This is a genomic window from Rhodococcus sp. 4CII, from assembly GCF_014256275.1.
Taxonomy (GTDB): domain Bacteria; phylum Actinomycetota; class Actinomycetes; order Mycobacteriales; family Mycobacteriaceae; genus Rhodococcus_F; species Rhodococcus_F wratislaviensis_A.
In genome coordinates, this window is record NZ_JACCFE010000003.1 from 289,892 (window position 1) to 306,262 (window position 16,371).

A 16,371-nucleotide genomic window follows, 5' to 3' on the forward strand; every position below is an offset into this window, starting at 1 on the left:
GGTCAGGGTAGTAGTCGGAGCTTGCGGGCAGTGACAACAGATTCGTGACGTGAACTCGTCCCGAGCTTGTTCATCGCGCTGCGGAGATAACTCTTCACTGTCTCGGTTCCCACGGAGAGCCGCTGGGCAGCTTCACTGTTGGTGCATCCCAGCGCGACTTGTGACAGCACATCGATCTCGCGTGGAGCCAGTCGCACGTCGGACTCCGGACCGAGAGCGTTCTCTGGCCGGCGTAGTGCGGCAATCCGTTCGGACAATTCGTGCAGTCGCGACTGCACGGTCTTGTCGGAGACGAGTTGTGCCACCGATCGCAGATCGGCGTGGATGTCGCGAAGCTCCTCGGTTGTCGAGCTGTTCGTGCCGCATTCTTTGAGTGCGTCAAGCATCTGGAGTCGGCGATCTACCTCATCGCGGACGGACATTTCGGTGCCGAGCCGGCGCGCCGCACCGAGGACGAGGTTGATGGTGCGCTCGCCGATCGGGATGCATTCGCGGACCGCGGCATAGAGAACAACCCGAGGGCGGCCACTGACCATGACCGGCACCGCGAGCACGGAGCGTAGTCCTTCGTTGAGGACGGGACGGTCGTACTGATGGGTGATAGTGGTCGAGCGACGGTAGTCGTGGACCGACGCTGGTGAGTGGCGGGCGATGACGCGACCTCCGAGCCCCGAGTGGGGCGGGATCGATAATCCTTTCAACCCCGTGGTGCGCGTCCCCACGAATTCGCTCAGACGCAGCACGTCGTTGTGGACCTGCCCACCGAAGACGACAGGCGCTACGCCGTGTGTTGCAAGGACTCGTAACTCGCCACGTACTGCGTCGCCGTCACAAGGCCGCAGAAGCGGGAGGGAAGCTGCTACCACTATCAGATTCGCTTTCGGATGGTCAGTTTGCTCGCAGTTGCGGCAGCCACGAACGATGCAGCGGTGGTGGGAAAGTTCCTGCTGAAGATTCCCTCGTTGTGCGCGAGGAGCGACGCTGCCGACCAGCGTCTCGCGACTGCTGCATCTTGGCGAGGGCATCTGCTCAACATCAGGACAAGCAACTGCAGGACTCGGTTCGCTACTGCACTGTTCAGATATCGTCGTCGTCGAACTGGATGTACTCGAAGGTTCGACTCGGTACGAGTACAAGATCCACGTAGGCCAGTACCGGCCTCACCATCGTGTCCCTGACTGCTGCCACAACTGAGCTGAGAATTGAAAATCCGATCATCAGGTGTCCACCTTGGAGTTCGAACGTGAATTTGTTTGCGGGCGCAGATGGGGGACGGCGAGGGATCGGATCTGGGCAGCGGTAGCCGGTCCGAGTTGTCTCTGCCATGAGGCGAGTGAGAGAAGGTACGAGAGCCGGCGCCAGTACGCGGCGGGGTGAACTCCGAACTGGATCCAGATTTCCTCTGCCGGTGGTCCCCCGTATGGGAGCCAGGCGACGGCGAGACCGACGAGCAGCTGGCCTTCCTCACTTCGGGGCCATCCACCTGGCGACTGGAATGCCGGGGTCCGTTGCCGCGATCTGTCGAGAGTGTGCCTGCTCGGGTGTATTCGATTCATGTTTGGGCAGTGCCGGAAGGCCGAGGCCGGGACGGTGGGGCCGCCCCGACCTCGGCGAGAATGGACTGCTATCCCTTCTTCAAGATCACTGTCTTGGTCTCGGTGTAGGCGTCGAGGGCGGACGAGCCGTGTTCGCGGCCCCACCCGGACTGCTTGTAGCCGCCGAATGGCAACGCCGGATCGAGCACGTGGTAGCTGTTGATCCAGACCGTTCCGGCCGCGAGCCGGCCAGCGAGGGTATGCGCCTTCGATACATCGGAGGTCCAGACGGCGGCGGCCAGCCCGTAGTCGGTGTCGTTGGCGGTGGCGATGACCTCGTCGGCGTCGTCGAACCGTGCGACGGTGACCACGGGTCCGAAGATTTCCTCCTTGACCACCCGCATGGTCGGGGTGGTGTCGACGAGGACGGTGGGTTCGACGAAGTACCCGACGTCGCCCTTGCGGCCTCCGCCCGCGACCGCGGTGGCGCCTTCGGTGCGACCGGACTCGAGGTAGCCGAGGACGGTGTCGAGTTGCTTCTCCGACACCAGCGGACCCATCTGCGATGACGGGTCGAGACTGTCGCCGACCTGGAGTTCGGATGCGATGCGGGCGACACCCTCCACGACCCGGTCGTAGGCCTTCGACTGCACGAACAGCCGCGATCCGGCCTCGCATGCTTCGCCCTGGTTGAAGAAGATCGCCATCGCGGCCCCTTCGATGGCGGCATCGATGTCGGCGTCGTCGAAGATAATGTTCGGGGACTTGCCGCCGAGCTCGAGGGTGACCTTCTTCAGATTCCCGCGGGCAGCGCTCACGATGCGCCGGCCGACCTCGGTGGAACCGGTGAACGACACCTTGTCGACACCGGGATGGGAGGTCAGGGCCGCGCCCACCGTCTCGCCGTAGCCCTGGACGATGTTGACCACACCGTCGGGCACCCCGGCTTCGCGGAGCACGTTACCGAGCAGCGCGGCGCTGAGTGGGGTCTGTTCGGCAGGTTTGAGGATCACCGTGTTGCCGGCGGCGAGCGCAGGTGCCAGCTTCCAGGCGGCGAGCATCAGCGGGAAGTTCCATGCCACGATCGCCGCGACCACTCCGACGCGTTCGCGCAGGGTGTAGGCGAAGTAGTCTCCCGGAGCTGCGGTCGAGGTGACCGGGATCGTGGTTCCTTCCATTTTGGTCGGCCAGCCTGCGAAGTAGCGGAACCAGTCGGCGGACAGGGGCACGTCGACCGCGCGGGCGTAGGTCAACGGTTTGCCGTTGTCGAGTGCTTCGACGAGCGCGAAGTCGTCCGCCCGCTCCTCGAGGAGGTCACCGACTCGCCACAGGATCTTGCTGCGCTGCGCCGGGGTCAACCGCCCCCAGGGTCCGTCGAGTGCCCGCCTTGCCGCCGTGACCGCAGCGTCGACGTCGTGGTCACCGCCGAAGGCGACCTGGGCCAACTCGTCGCCGTTGCAGGGATTGAAGGTCGCGAAGTTGTCGCCGGATATGGACGGAACGTGTTGTCCGTCGATCAGGTGCAGCACCGGTGCTGCCAGGAAATTAGTTACCGTCGCGGACGGTGCTGTGTGGGTGATCGTCATGGTGCTTGTTCTCCTTGCTCAGTGTGTCGTGGGTTGCCGCCGGTGGTCTTGACAGAGCCGGACGGAAGCGCCGAATCTGGTGGCATGCCGTACTGGTCCACCTCGGATCTCAGTCCCCGTGAACAGGCGAGTTACTGGGGTGACGTCGTCTGCGAGGCCTTCACTCCCTTGGCGCCCAAGCGTGCGCGGACGCACCTCGACCGCAGTGCCACGGCCGAGGGAGTGCCGGGGTGGGTTCGCTCCGATCCGCTGGCCGACACGAATTGCGCTGAAATCGCGTCGTGCACGCAGTTGTTGACGCATGGCCCGCGTGAGGTGCGTCGCGCGCCAGTGGAAGCGTTGTTCGTGAACCTACAATTGTCCGGCGTCTGCTACGGCGAGCAGGACGGCAGGCGCTGCATCGTGTCGGCGGGCAGTTACGCCGTGTTCGACACGACGCGCCCCTACACGCTCGAGTTCAACGAGCCGAAGACGGAAACCAGTTGGCGTGTTCTGTCGTTTCGTGTTCCTCGTGATCAATGGGCCCTCGGGGGGCGGACGGACGGTGCGACGGCTCGGGCCGTCGACACGACGACCGGTGCGGGGAACGTTGTCGGGGCGATGATGTGGTCTCTGTGGAATCAGCGGTCCCATCTGGACCGTCCCACCGCGACGATCATGGAAAGATCGTTTGCCGACGTCCTGTCCACGGTGATGTCGACCAGGTCCGGGCAGACCCACGACGGCCCAGAAGAGCGTGATGCGGCTCTTCGTCTGGTGGTCCGGCACCATATCCGGTCCGCGGTACCGCTCGGACGCGTCACCGCCGAGGCAGCCGCCCGGGAGGCGGCGATCTCGGTGCGCACCCTGCACCGGTTGTTTCAGGCGGTCGGCACGAGTTTTGCGGACTGCGTTCGGGAGGAGCGCCTGAGCGGAGCGATGGACGATCTCGCCTCGGCCCCGCTCACCGTCACCATCGGTGAGATCGCCGTCAGGTGGGGGTTCTGCGACAGCTCACATCTGACCCGCACCTTCCAGCGGTACGCCGGGTGCACCCCGACCGAGTACCGTGCCGCGAACAGCACGGCGACCGGTAGCCGGATGCTCGAAACCTAGGTCGTCACGATCCCGGCGGCGGACTGCATCGGGTCGTAGTCGGCGCGCTGGAGAAGAGCGTGCAGCTGCCGCCGGCGTACGCCCATGTTTCCGCCGTCGTAGAGCGGGAAACACAGCACGTCTTCCATGATCCCCGCGATCGGTGTCTGGTCGCCGTAGGAGTTCACCCCCACCACCCGCATCGTGTCGTACACGGTCTGGACGGACAGCTCGGATGCGTAGATCTTGGCCATGTGACCCAGCTCCTCGTCTGCGCCACCGGTCTTGTCGTACAGATCGCACGCTTTCCAGGTGAGATACCGTGCCGCCTCGATGCGGGTCTTGATGTCGACCAGCATGTAGCCGACCGTCGGGTAGTCGATGATCGGCACCGGACCGGATCGCCTGTCGGTCTTCGCGAACGCGAATGCGTAATCGAAGGCCGCCCGCATCCGGCCGACACAGGCCGCACCGATGATCGACGAGGTCCAATTGAACGTCTTGCGGGCGATCTCCCTTCCGTCTCCGGGCTGTCCGATGAGGTTTCCGGCGGGAACCCGGACATCGGTGAACGTGATGCGGGGAGAGATGGTTGCGCGGTGTCCCATGGTGTCGATGTAGGATTCAACTTTGATACCGGCGGTGTTACCCGGGACGACGATCACCGCCAACGATTCCGCCGGGGGCAGGGCCGGGTCGGTCCGACACAACACGCTGATCAGTTCGGAACCTGTCCCGTCCCATCCTGATGCGTTCGTGGTGAAGTGCTTGTCGCCGTTGATCACCCATTCGTCGCCGTCGAGGCGGGCGAACGTCTGCACCCCGCCCGAGGTGTCGCTGGTGTCGAAGTTCGCGCCACCGGCCGTCTCGGTGAAGGCCCACGCCGCCAGGAGCGGCTGATCACCGGCGAAAGCCGGCAAGAACTTGGCTTTCTGCTCGGCGGTACCGAAGTGGATGATCGGTTGCAGCCCGAGGCCGGTACCGAGCAGCGCAGTCGGCACGTTGATATCCGCGCGGGTGAGTTCTTCTGCCGCGATTGCGAAGTCGAGCGACGACATCGCGGTACCGCCGTACTCGACCGGCAGAAGCGCTTTGAGGAACCCCGCATCCACCATCTCCTGATAGAACGGTTTGATCGCCGCGAACCGCTCCTCCGGTGTCGGGAACGGCGCGATCACGCCCTCGACAAGGGCGAGCCGGTTATCCGCAAACGTCTGCGCCGCCTTCTGCAACGCTGCCTGCTCCGGACTCAGGTCGAAATCGATGGCCATGGGAATCAGTTCCTCCATTGCTTGCTGAGAAGTGAGCTCGAACACTTCGCTCTGAAACCCATACTCATCGTGTGCCCGCCGTCACGATTGGACGATTGCGACAACCCTCTTGGACCGTTGCGCCAATCACCGATTCGCTGGGAGGACAGAGGCGACTCCACTGATGTGGAGGTCCTCAACGTCGACCTTTACCAGGAGGTAAGGCGTCCAATCTTTCGATCGACACGGATACGAAGCCGCAAGCATGCCGTGGGTCGTGTTCACTGCGGCAGCCGTGGCAGCAATCGTTAGGAGGCAGAGGACCTGCTTCTTCGACTCGGACCCAGGCTGGCGGCATTGTGGGCAGGTCTCGGCACCATCGTGGTGGCGGAAGGTTTCCGGTGGGTTCAGTCGATCGCCGGTGCACTCGTCCCGGTCACGAGATGGGTTCAACGGGAACGGCTGCGGCCGCTCGTCGTTGCGGGCACGTTCGTCCGCGGGCTCCATCGGCACCGGGCGATCGACTGAACTTCATGCCTGGCTGCTACGGGCGGCGCAGGTCCGGTTGTGCTCGTCGCCGGCGGACTGCCCGCAGCTCCGAAGCCGGAGTGGCGCCGATGGCGTCGGGCACGATGGCGAGCTGCGTTTGTATGGCGGAGACGAGTGCCTCGAAGACGGAGTTGTCCCCCGGCGCCGGTGGAGACCATCCACCACCGAAGCGGCCCGCGTTCTCACCGAGCCCATAATCGGCCGGGCTTTGCAGGATCTGGTTTCCGTTGCCGTCGATTCGGAGGATGCGGTACGTGCCGCGCCCGTCTGCACCTGGTCCGCCGTTCCACCGCTCGAACGAGTACACCAGCACCTTTTCACCGGTGACGACGTTGGTGAACTCTGCGGCAGCGGTGTCCATCCGCAGATTCTGACGGTCGTCCGGCACCGGGCACCCATTGCGGGAGATGACGAGGTCCGAATGCAGTCCGTCCTCGCTGTGCCACTGCGAGGTGGTTGCGCTTGCGACGGTCCAGATTTCTTCGAGCGCGCCGTGCACGGCCAGAAGATGCCGCCTGTCTTCCGGACCCATTGGCGAATTCACGCCGTACTTCGTCCCCCGAACGCGCTCGGCCCACCGACGCAGCACAGCCCCGGCCATCTGCGCTGATGCGTGCGCACGCTCTCGACGGGTCATGCCCACCGCACGTCGCGCCTTCCCTACGCTCATCCCGCCGGTGACCAGCACCCCGACGGCCTTGTCACGCACCTGGTGGTCCACCTCCGTTGCCTGCCGTGCACGGCGGCGAGCCTCGGATACCGCGCCGCGCATTGCGTCTCGAACTGCATCGTTCTGTTCTGCCATTACCCCTCCCTCTGTTGAGCCGGCCGCGTCATGCTCACCGGCCGGTCATCGTCCGCTCGGCAGACTTACCACGTCTGACCCGACCCTTGCGGGCCTTGGGATGGCTGCCCGTACCGGCCACCGCTTCGACCGGGTGCTTGGCCTGGTCGAGGTCGGCGCGCATGCGGGTGGCGACTTCCTCTTCGTCGATGCCGGACGCTCTCATCTGGTCGGCGTCCTCCCCGCGTCGTTCGGCGGAGTCGTAGTCGTGGTCGGCCACCGAGCGCAGCGAATCACCGCCAGGTGCCTGCGGTTCGACGTCTTCGCTGTTCGTCTCGTTGCGTTCGTTCTCATCGGCGCGTTCGACATCCGCCCGCTCGGCCTGGTCGAGTATCTCACTGGCCGTCATGGTGTCGGCTTGGGATCGGCCGTGTTCGGCGCCGGCGCGGGCTTTTCGGTTCTCGGCATCGCGTAGCAGGGCGTCGACGATCTTCTCGTCCGCGCCCGGAGCGTCCGCGTCGATGCCATACCGTTTGGCGGTTTCGGCGCGGATCCGTTCGACCGCCTCCGCGGCGATATGGGAGTGTTCCTTCCACGCTTGTGCGTGCTGCCACTGGTCGGCGATCTCGCCGGGCTGTGCCCGGTTCCACCATTGGTCATCGAACGAGGCACGCAGAAACGCCTCGACGCCCGCGCGGTCGGTCTCGAGCCGTTGTGCGAGTTCGCGAGCATGTTCGGCTGATTCGCGGCGCGCCTGCTCGAGGTCACGCTCACGGTTGCGAGCCATCTTCTCGGCCATACGGGAGGCCAGTTGCAGTGCGACGCGCATCATGGCGCTGACTTCGTGGTTTGCCGAGTCGACTTCGGGACCTTCGGACATGTGGTTCTCCCTACCGGTTGTTGTGGTGACGGGCTTGGCCTAGAGGTCGAGGCTGGAGGTGCGGGTGGGCGCGGCCGTGGATTTATGGGTCGGTTCAGGCTGGTTCGGTGAGACGAGGACGGACCGGGCTGGGGAAGGGAAGTCGCTGGCAGCGAGTCTCGCGGCCGCTGTGATGTCCTGCTGGATGGTGGTGCTGCTGTCGAGTGAGGGGACAGCCGGGGGGACACCGCTCGGGGCCGCGAGTTCGGCGACGGTGTCCTCGGCCCTGTCGGCCGCGGCATGGAGGGCACTGGCCTGGTCTGGGGGGAGGTTGTAGTTGGTGGCGAAAGAGCGGAGGTCGCGGATCATGTTTGCGGACCGCTGGCGGAGGCTGTGCATGTCCATATCCGGGTCGGCGTGGGTCGCGCGGTCGATCTGGTCCTCGGTGTGTCCGGCGTCGCGGGCGAGGTTCTTGGCGCGGTCGAGTGCTTCACCGGTGTGGCTTTGGTAGGCGTCGCGGGTGCGGTGCCGGGGGCCGTACTGGTTCCTGGCGGCCCATGCCACATCACGTAACTCGGGGGTCGGATGGTGTACGAGCGCGTTCGGGTCACGCAGTTCTGCGATGAGGTCGTTCGCGTGGGCTTTGAGGATGTCCCATGCGCTGGAATATGCCGATCGTGCCTCGTTGATCGCGGAGCGAAGGCGATCGACTGTGGCGGGCCCTCCGGTGGCGAAGACGACTTCCCGTTGTGGGGTGTCGTCGCGGGTGATGGTGATGTCGTACCGGGGACCGACCTCGTAAGCAGTGCTGAGGAACTCGTGGAGGGCGTCGAATGCGGCAGCTCGAGAGGTGTGCTGGGTGGTAGTGACGCCGATTGGTCCTTCGGAACTTGGTCGGTGCTCGTAGTGGCGGCAGGTGGCGGTGTAGATGCCGTCGTCGCGGTGCATATCCATGAGAAGTGGTCCTTTTCGTGCGTCAGAGCTCGCGGGTGTCGGGGAACATCCCGGCGGGTGCCGGATCGGTCGGCAGCGGTGCGATGGCGTTGTCCGGCGTGTGGTGGCCGTGTTGGACGCTGCAGTTGCTGAACGGGCCGTCCGAAGACATCAGCACCGACATGTGGTGGTCGGCGTGGTCGCGCCACCACACGCTCATTCCGGTGGTGGCGTCGAGGCGGAAGTGTTCCCAGGTGCGCCACAGCGCTTCGAGGCGGGAGATCGCTTCTTCGTGCCGCCACCATTGAGGGCACCAGCGGATTTCCCGGTTGTCGATGACGTCGCGGCGGTAGCCCGGGGCCAGGCGCACCCGAACGAACTCTTCGGTCGACCCGAACACGGTGGTCGGCGGATTCTCCGCCGCGTCCGCTGCGTGGGCGGCCGCGACCAGCTGCGTCTCCAGCTCGGCGGCGAGTCGACGCCGGGAGAGCTCTTCGATCCGCTGATAGATCTCCGGGGTGAGTAGCTCGGCGAGCTGAGTTTCCGCGATCGCCTTGATCTGCGTACTCAGCAGCGTCCCGGTGACCTTCCCGATCCGGGCGCTCAGCTCGTCGGACAGCGCGAGGGCGTCGCCTGCACCGTTCCCGTCGGCCGGGGTAGCCGCCGGTGCGGGTGCGGGCACGAGACCCTCGAGCGGCGGCGCCCACGGATCCTCGGGTGGGGCGAGGTCCTCGTCGGGCGGTTCGGGCAGGTCGAACTCGTCGAGGCTGGTCATACCGGCTGTACCTCTTTCGGTTCGGCGTCGTCGGTGAGGGTCACCGCTTCGGCGAGGGTCTTGTCCGCTTCGGGATCGTGACGTGCGATCGATGCCCGCACCTGCTCGGCGTAGGGGCCTTCCCACCAGGGCACGGTCTTGACGAGGGTGGCCCGGTTCCCGGATGAGCGGACGATCGCGCGGCCGCGGGGCAGTTCTTCGAGTTCGGACTCGGTGAAGGTGGTGATCTTCGTGCGTTGACGTGAGGTGGAGCGGCCTCCGCGACCGGAGGAGACCGATCCGCTGTATTCCCAGTGCTCCCCGATCGCGGTGGACAGCGATCGGAGGTAGTTGTCGTCGACGGCGACCTCGCAGCCGCCGCCGTAGACCTTCACGTTCGCGGCCGAGTGCAGCATCCCCATGCCCTTGTTGCCCCACACTTCGGTGCCCTGGGCGTAGCTCTGCAGGATGGCCATGATCACGATTCCACGAGAACCGTAGTGGGAGTACAGCTTTGGGAGCTGGGTCCAGCGGACGACGTTGGCTGCTTCGTCCAAGGCGGCGAGCAGCGGCACCGGCAGGCGCCCACCTTTCGACCGGGTCGCCAGTTCCTCGGCGGCCTCACAGATCGCGACGGTCAGCGCGGTCACCAGCGGTCCGGCGGACCCGTTGCCCTCGCGGGAGAGCAGGTAGATGGTGTCGTTCGAGCGGACGAACTCCCGCGGATCGAAATGCGGTACCCGGTTTCGCTGGCCGTCGGTCGACACCCACGGCCGGATGGACTGCATCTTCAAGCAGCGGATCATCTTCCGGGCCGTGCCGAAGACACCGCCGCGCTGTTTCGCCGGAGCGTTGTACTGGCCACTGAGACCGGATGCGTGCAGGTCGTAGCCGTGTTTGCGGAGAAGGTTGACCGGTTCGACGTTGGTCTCGTCGGTGACCCACGTGTACACCTGGGTGATCGGCTTCTGCTCGGCCGCGGCCGCCAGGAACAGGGCGGTGAGCAGGTCCTGGCCCTCCGGGTCGAAGAAGGAATCCTTCTTCGCGTCCAGGCCGTCGTCGCCGGCAGCGAAATGCGCGGCCAGGTCCGCGGCCCGGACCTCGTCGGTCACCCACGACAGCGGATCCCACCACCAGGTGTTCTCCCCGTCAGCGACTTTCTGCGGGTCGAAGATCCACACCTTCCCGCCCTTGGCTTCACGCGGGTCGCGGGTGGCATCGACCACGTCCCGCTTGTTCGAGGTGGTCAGCACCGCGCCGGGCGCCTCGAGGATCGCCGGAATCACCCGGGAGCTGCTCTTTCCCGAACGCGGACCCCAGATGTCGACGTGCATGTCCTCGTACTTCGCGTACAGGTTCTGCCCCGACAACAGGTGCTTTCCGATCGGGACCCCCGGCGCCGCACCCTCTTCGAGGATCACGCCCAACCGGTCCGACTCCTTACGGCACCGCTTCTCGGTCAGCGATCCCACGTCCCGCAACCGGCCCATGTGCTTGGCCTTGTCGTCGACGCGGGTGCGCTTGCCGCGGCTGCGAGCCACCAGCACCAAAATCACGAACGCTGCCGCCAGCACCAGCACTGCGTATACCGTGATGATCACCGTTGCGGTGGTCGACCATTGAAGATGGCCCTTCACCAGGTCGATCAGGACCACGGCCGGGTTCGCCGGCACCTCCTGATCGGTGCCCAGGCGCAGCGCCAGCATCACCCCGCCGCCCACCACCCCGACGACGGCCACCACTGCCGCGATCAGATACACCTCGCGTGCCGAATTGACTGGATCCTTGACTCCACGGTCACTCATCGCCGCTCCCTTCGCCCGAGGGTCGTGGCCACGACCGTCTTGGTCGAACTCGTCATCATCACTCCTGAAATGTCGTTGCAGCTGTCGGTCACCTGTCCGGTGTCAGCGGACGGTCAGAGCGCTCACCCGCCACACCCCGAGACGGGTTGCGCTCATGTAGACCGCCACCGTGGATTCATCGAGCACCGCTCCGGCTGGGGTGGTCGCGGTCTGGGTGACGGCGACCACCCGCGAGATCCGGGCGGGGGCGTCGGGCGGATGGTTGTCTCCGGTCAGCGCCGCGCGGGCTGTCACGGTCGCGTTCGCACTCGTCCACCGGTCCCACTGGGCGCCGGTGATCGGTGCCAGCACGGAGAACGCCGCCTTGTTCTCGGCGTAGAACCGCTCGTCGAGCAGCGGGGCGGCCCGGTCGGCGCCAGCGGCCTGGGTCGGGTCCGTCGCGGGGGTGTAGCTGAACAGGGTCTGCGCGGCGGCGACCATCACCGCTTCCGGATCGTTCTGATCGACACTGCTGAACTGTTCCGGCAGCGGCGGCGGTGGTGGGGTCGTCAATGCTGCCGTCGGGCCACCGGAATCCATTGGTTTGGCGGCATGGTCATGCCCGTCGTCGGAGCTGCCGCACCCGGCCGCCAACAGGGTTGCCGTCACCATCGCGGCGGCGACGCTGCTGCGGATCGTCCTGCTGTGATGCCGATTCATGTCGTCACCGGCCCAGTCCGGCGAACATGATCGCGATGAAGGTCGTCGTGACCACAGTGGCCATGCACACCACGGCTGCGGCGATGGCCAGGGCCAAGGCGCCACTGGTGTATCGCGGTCGGACGCGGCGCACGAGGGTGATCCCCGTGGTGACCAAGGCGGGTACCAGCAGGAGCGTGGCGGCGATGGCACCGGTCTGCCCGAGCCAGAACAGCCAGTTCGCTGCCGTCTGTTGCCGTTGCGGCCCCAACCAGAGTGTGTCGTCGATCCGGAGGAATCCACTGGCCGTGTCCCCCACCTTCCAGGTGAGGCCGACCGTAATCGCTGCCACCGCCACAAGCAGTCCCAGCGTCACCCTCTCCCAGGGCTTGACCGGGGCCGGCTGACCGGCGACCTTCCGCAGTTCGGTGGCGGTGATCTGGTGAATCGTGCTGGCGTAGAGCGGGGAGGGCTGACCCCGCCCCCGCAGCGGTCGCCGGAGAACCTCGGCATCAAGCGTTTCCAGCGCCGATAGGTACGCGAGGTCGCGTTGACGTTCGGTGATCTGCCATCCGTTCGCCTCGAGGATGTCGGTCTGGTCGCCCAGCACCTTGGCAGCCCAGTTGTGCGGGGCGACTTCTTCCTGGCCCCAACTCTTGATAGCCACGCTCTTCGGTGCGGGGTTCTCGATCACGTTTTCCGTCATGTGCCCTGTCCCTTCGTGTTCTTCAGTCGGTCTGTGTCCGGTCGTGTGAAGCGGTGGCCTAGAGGAATGGGTAAGTGCTGGTAGATCCGGTCAACGTGAGCGTGAATCCGAAGGACAACCAGATCCCGGGTGATCTCTCGTCCGTCCTCTGGGTCCACCGCCGCCACAGCCATACGGCGCCCGTCACTGTCACGATGACCGCGCCGGCGACGAGCGCGATCCAGGAGATCCACTCCAAGTGCTGTCCGAGCGGTGCGCCAATGACATGCGCGCTGGCCGTCATCGGACTGTCGTCCGTACTGATCGTGTTCGTCACTGGGGTTGCCTTTCTGTGGGTTGGTCGCCGAACCGGCGGACGTACATTTCTTCGCCGGCCCAGTTGGACAGCGGTTGGATGGAGACGACATCACCTGATTGCGGGGCGCCCAGGAGCATGTCCTGGCCGTCTGTGACGCCGTGGTAGATGCCGACGTGGTGGGTGCTGCCGCCGGACCCGAAATAGATCAGGTCACCGGGTTGCTTCTGGTCGAACGGAATGTCCTGCCCGCGAGCGTCGTAGAGCTGGCCGGGGTTGGAGTGGTCTCCGGTGAAGTGCGGCAGACTGATCGCACCCCCGGATGCCTGGTAGACGGCGTAGAGGGTCAGGCCGGAGCAGTCGAAGCCGATCTTGCCCGTGTCCCCGTGGGCGTCGGCCGCGCCGCCGCCGTCGCTGATCCCGCGGGTGGGGCCATTCACGTCACCGCCGCCCCAGGCGTATTCGGTGCCGAGCCAGCGGGACGCGGCCTCGATGACCTTCTGCCCGAACGGGCCCGGTGCGAGCGGGCCGTGCTCGCCGCCTGCGGGTGGGCACGCATCGGGCAAGATGCCTCCCGCTGCGACGGCCGTAGCCCGACCAGCGGAGGAGATCTGTGACAGTTCGTCGGTGGTGAGTTCCTTCCTCGCACCCTTGAACTCGCTGTACATGGCGTGCGCGGCGTCTTCCCACGGGGCGTACGCCTCCGGGTGCGCCGAGGCCTGCACGGTCTGAGCGGCGAGGGTGACCGGCATCGACTCCCACCCGGAGACCTGCAGAAGGGCCTGGTAGAACTTCACGTTCGCGGTGACCGGGTTCATCAACTCTTCGACCGTTCCCCAGATCCCGACCTGCTGCTGGTACTGGTTGACGGACTTGTTGTCGCTGCCGACGCCGTCGTGCGGGTAGTTCAGGGATTCGGGCACCACGGAGCTGGCGAGCATCCGGAACGTCGACTCGCGGCCGATCGTGGCGAGGGCGACGGTGATGCCGCGCTCGGAGACACCCATCGCTTCCCCGATCGCGACGGCCTGCTTGGCGATCGCGAGTTGGCGGGCGTTGTAGACCGCGAGCCCCGGTGCCGTAGAGGTGCCGGGCGAGGTCCGCGCCCCACCGTCCCCCTCCCCTGTCTCGGGAGCCGGTGCCTGGCCGGGCTCGATGGCCTGGTCCACCCAGGGAGCCGGGTCGACGGCGGTGCCGACACCGTCCGGGAGACGGCCCCCGTCCCAGACCTCGAAGTGCAGGTGCGCGCCGGTGCTCTCGCCCGCGTTGCCGATACGGCCGATCTCCTGACCGGCGGACACCCGGTCACCGGCCTTGACCAGCACACCGTCGTCGAACATGTGCCCGTAGACGGTCGAAACCACCTTCCCGTCGATCTGATGGTCGACGATGATCCAGTTCCCGAATCCGGAGGCGGGACCGGCAGCGATGACCCGGCCGTCGGTGAACGCGTAGATGGGAGTGCCGACCTCGCCGGCGAAGTCGATGCCCCGGTGCTCGGTCCCCCACCGCGGCCCGAATCCCGAGGTCAGTGTGGTGGTGCCGGACTTGGTCGGTTTGACCAGCGATCCGGCAGGAGCTGTGCTGCCGCCGGGCGTCGCCGGGGCCGGGCACTCGTTGCCGCTGTCGGAGGCGACGACGACCACCAGCAGCACGAGTCCCAACACGGCGGCCACGGCGGCGGCGACCAGCTTCTTGATGTCCACGGCCGGGTTCAGTCCCGCCCGGCGTGGCCTGGGATCCGCGACGACAGGTCGGCGATCATCTCCGACGCCGCGGCCAGCGCCGCATCCCGTTCGCGCAGTTCGCGTTCGAGGTCGCGGCGCGGGGATCGGGGTCCGTCGGGGTGCGCTTGCACCCAGTTGCGCAGCGTGTTCGGGTGCACGCCGGTGGCTTCGGCGACGAGCTGGATCGCCCGCCAGCGGGAGGAGACCTCGTTCTGGAGGAGGGCGACACTCTTGACGGCGGCGGTCCTCAGTTCCGGGGAGACGTCCCGGTAGCGGCGTTGCGGGATCACGCGGCGTCCTCCTCACGGGCGGCGGTGTCGGTGTAGCGGGCGTTGGTGTTGTGGACTCCGGATTCGATCTCGGAGCGGGTGAAGATCACGTGCACCGGGATTCCGGGGGCGCGCGGGTCGTCACCGGTCTTGATCAGCACGTTTCCGGTTCCCGGCGGGGGCGGGGCGGGCTGGTCTTCCCGAGGCTGCTCACCGGTCATCGGCGGCGGGGACGACCACTTGGTGACCATGTCGGCTTCGGTGTCGGTGAAGGTGACCACGCCGTCGAGGCGGTCGATTTCCTTCTCCGGGATCGGGCCGATGATCTTCACCCGGGCGCGCTCGAGGAAGCCGACCGCGCGGGAGGTGGTGGCGCCGTCGGCGGCGGTCTCGAGGTCCGCCATCGAGTGGGTGATCATCCACAGCCCGGTGGCGATCTGCCGGTTCAGGCGGGTGAGGGCATCGATCCGGTCAACCATGAAGGGGCCGAGTCCGAGTACATCCCAGATTTCATCCATCACCGCTTCGAAAAACCGCTGCGGAGCCAGGCCCGCATCAGTCAGGGCGTTCGCTGCGTCGATCAGGGCGAACCCGTCCGACCAGCACACCAGCATCACCGCAGCTCGCAGCTTCTTGTCCCCATTGGGGATGTGCGAGACATCGAAGCCGATCGCCGGGTGATCGAGACTGAGTGGATGGGTGGTCTGTCCGTTGAAGATCCGCCCGAACCGGCTCTTGGGATTGACGAAGGCGCGCAGGGAGCGGCGCAGCGGCCGCACCGCCTCGCGGTAGTCCTCGATGGTGTCGACTCCGGCGTCCTCGAGGAGCTGGGGGTGTCCCTCGATGATCAGGCCGAGCATGTCCTCGAGCAGCGGCGGCTCGTCGGGGGTGAAGCCCTTCTCGTCAAACAGGATCGCGATGGCCGAGCCGACGATCGACTCTTCCCAGTCCTCGAGCGCTTGTCCGCGCCGCAACTCGATCAGGGCGCTCACAGTTTCGGTCTGGCGGCCCCGCAGTTCCTCGAGCCAACGCAGCTGCAGATCGGGGAACGCGGCCAGTCGCGGGATGATCGACCCGAGCACACCACCGGCCAGTGGGTTGATGTGTCCGAAGGCGTAGCCGACATCGACGACCGCGTCCTCACCGGCGACTTCCTCGACGATCTTGCGGTAGTCGGGTTTCTTGTCGGCGAGGAATAGCGCGGTCACCCCTTGTGCCATCGCGCCGAGAATCACCTTGCGGACGAACGAGGACTTGCCGTAGCCGTTGAGGCCCAGGACAAACGCGACCGGGGCGGTGATGAAGCCGCGGCGGAACCAGTTGAGCAGCCCGAACGAGACCGGGGCGTGGGTGACCAGGTGGCTGCCGATCACCGGGCCGACCGCGGGGGCACCTGCGCCGACGGACCACGGCCAGAACGCGCCGGCAGCGTGCACACTCGTCGAGCGCAGTTCGGGTTGCTTGCCGACCGATGCGGCGCGGCCGCCCCCGGCACCGCGGTGGCCCCGATCGCTCAGCTTCGGGCCACCCGCGGTGGTGCTCTGCTCGGTGCGCTCGCGGGCGCTCG

The 16,371-nt window shown here is 66.3% G+C and carries 15 protein-coding genes; 1 reads left to right on the forward strand and 14 read right to left on the reverse strand.

From position 1 onward, the window contains the following. Positions 1–2: 2 nt before the first annotated feature. A complete protein-coding gene (locus tag H0B43_RS38160; RefSeq protein WP_312034123.1) occupies positions 3–866 on the reverse strand; it encodes a LuxR C-terminal-related transcriptional regulator in 864 nt (287 codons plus the stop codon). 758 nt (positions 867–1,624) lie between these two features. After that, the gene (locus H0B43_RS38165; protein WP_185730184.1) at positions 1,625–3,121 is read right to left on the reverse strand and encodes an aldehyde dehydrogenase family protein; all 1,497 of its coding nucleotides are present in this window, start codon (positions 3,119–3,121) and stop codon (positions 1,625–1,627) included. An 84-nt stretch (positions 3,122–3,205) separates the two neighbouring features. On the opposite strand from H0B43_RS38165, the gene H0B43_RS38170 reads away from it, so the two are divergent. Then, positions 3,206–4,216: a helix-turn-helix domain-containing protein gene (locus H0B43_RS38170; RefSeq protein WP_185730183.1), complete on the forward strand. Its 1,011-nt coding sequence runs from the start codon at positions 3,206–3,208 to the stop codon at positions 4,214–4,216. Here the strand turns inward: H0B43_RS38170 and H0B43_RS38175 are convergent. The 12 genes from H0B43_RS38175 to H0B43_RS38230 all read right to left on the reverse strand — a co-directional run. Further along, positions 4,213–5,466: an acyl-CoA dehydrogenase family protein gene (locus H0B43_RS38175; protein WP_185730182.1), complete on the reverse strand. Its 1,254-nt coding sequence runs from the start codon at positions 5,464–5,466 to the stop codon at positions 4,213–4,215. The two genes, H0B43_RS38170 and H0B43_RS38175, sit on opposite strands and share 4 nt — an antisense overlap. 523 nt (positions 5,467–5,989) lie before the next feature. Further along, positions 5,990–6,799 carry a hypothetical protein gene (locus H0B43_RS38180; RefSeq protein ID WP_185730181.1) on the reverse strand — a complete coding sequence of 270 codons (810 nt, stop codon included), beginning with the start codon at positions 6,797–6,799 and terminating at the stop codon, positions 5,990–5,992. Between the two features lie 34 nt (positions 6,800–6,833). Beyond that, a complete protein-coding gene (locus H0B43_RS38185) occupies positions 6,834–7,658 on the reverse strand; it encodes a hypothetical protein (RefSeq protein ID WP_185730180.1) in 825 nt (274 codons plus the stop codon). A 39-nt stretch (positions 7,659–7,697) separates the two neighbouring features. Next, positions 7,698–8,591 (reverse strand): hypothetical protein, encoded by an 894-nt coding sequence (locus H0B43_RS38190; RefSeq protein WP_185730179.1) that lies wholly within the window; start codon positions 8,589–8,591, stop codon positions 7,698–7,700. A gap of 22 nt (positions 8,592–8,613) precedes the next feature. Beyond that, positions 8,614–9,345 (reverse strand): DUF4913 domain-containing protein, encoded by a 732-nt coding sequence (locus tag H0B43_RS38195; protein ID WP_185730178.1) that lies wholly within the window; start codon positions 9,343–9,345, stop codon positions 8,614–8,616. Beyond that, on the reverse strand, positions 9,342–11,129 hold the full coding sequence (locus H0B43_RS38200; RefSeq protein ID WP_185730177.1) for a type IV secretory system conjugative DNA transfer family protein: 1,788 nt from the start codon (positions 11,127–11,129) through the stop codon (positions 9,342–9,344). Before H0B43_RS38200 ends, H0B43_RS38195 begins: the two co-directional genes overlap by 4 nt. A gap of 102 nt (positions 11,130–11,231) precedes the next feature. Continuing rightward, the gene (locus H0B43_RS38205; RefSeq protein ID WP_185730176.1) at positions 11,232–11,828 is read right to left on the reverse strand and encodes a hypothetical protein; all 597 of its coding nucleotides are present in this window, start codon (positions 11,826–11,828) and stop codon (positions 11,232–11,234) included. A gap of 4 nt (positions 11,829–11,832) precedes the next feature. Beyond that, positions 11,833–12,513 carry a hypothetical protein gene (locus H0B43_RS38210; RefSeq protein ID WP_185730175.1) on the reverse strand — a complete coding sequence of 227 codons (681 nt, stop codon included), beginning with the start codon at positions 12,511–12,513 and terminating at the stop codon, positions 11,833–11,835. Between the two features lie 58 nt (positions 12,514–12,571). Continuing rightward, the gene (locus H0B43_RS38215) at positions 12,572–12,829 is read right to left on the reverse strand and encodes a hypothetical protein (RefSeq protein ID WP_185730174.1); all 258 of its coding nucleotides are present in this window, start codon (positions 12,827–12,829) and stop codon (positions 12,572–12,574) included. Then, positions 12,826–14,514 carry a peptidoglycan DD-metalloendopeptidase family protein gene (locus H0B43_RS38220; protein WP_185950112.1) on the reverse strand — a complete coding sequence of 563 codons (1,689 nt, stop codon included), beginning with the start codon at positions 14,512–14,514 and terminating at the stop codon, positions 12,826–12,828. The genes H0B43_RS38215 and H0B43_RS38220 overlap by 4 nt, the downstream gene beginning before the upstream one ends. Before the next feature lie 8 nt (positions 14,515–14,522). Then, a complete protein-coding gene (locus H0B43_RS38225; protein WP_185950113.1) occupies positions 14,523–14,825 on the reverse strand; it encodes a transposase in 303 nt (100 codons plus the stop codon). Next, a partial coding sequence (locus tag H0B43_RS38230; RefSeq protein WP_185950114.1) for a hypothetical protein occupies positions 14,822–16,371 on the reverse strand: 1,550 nt, incomplete at its 5' end. The genes H0B43_RS38230 and H0B43_RS38225, both read right to left, overlap by 4 nt.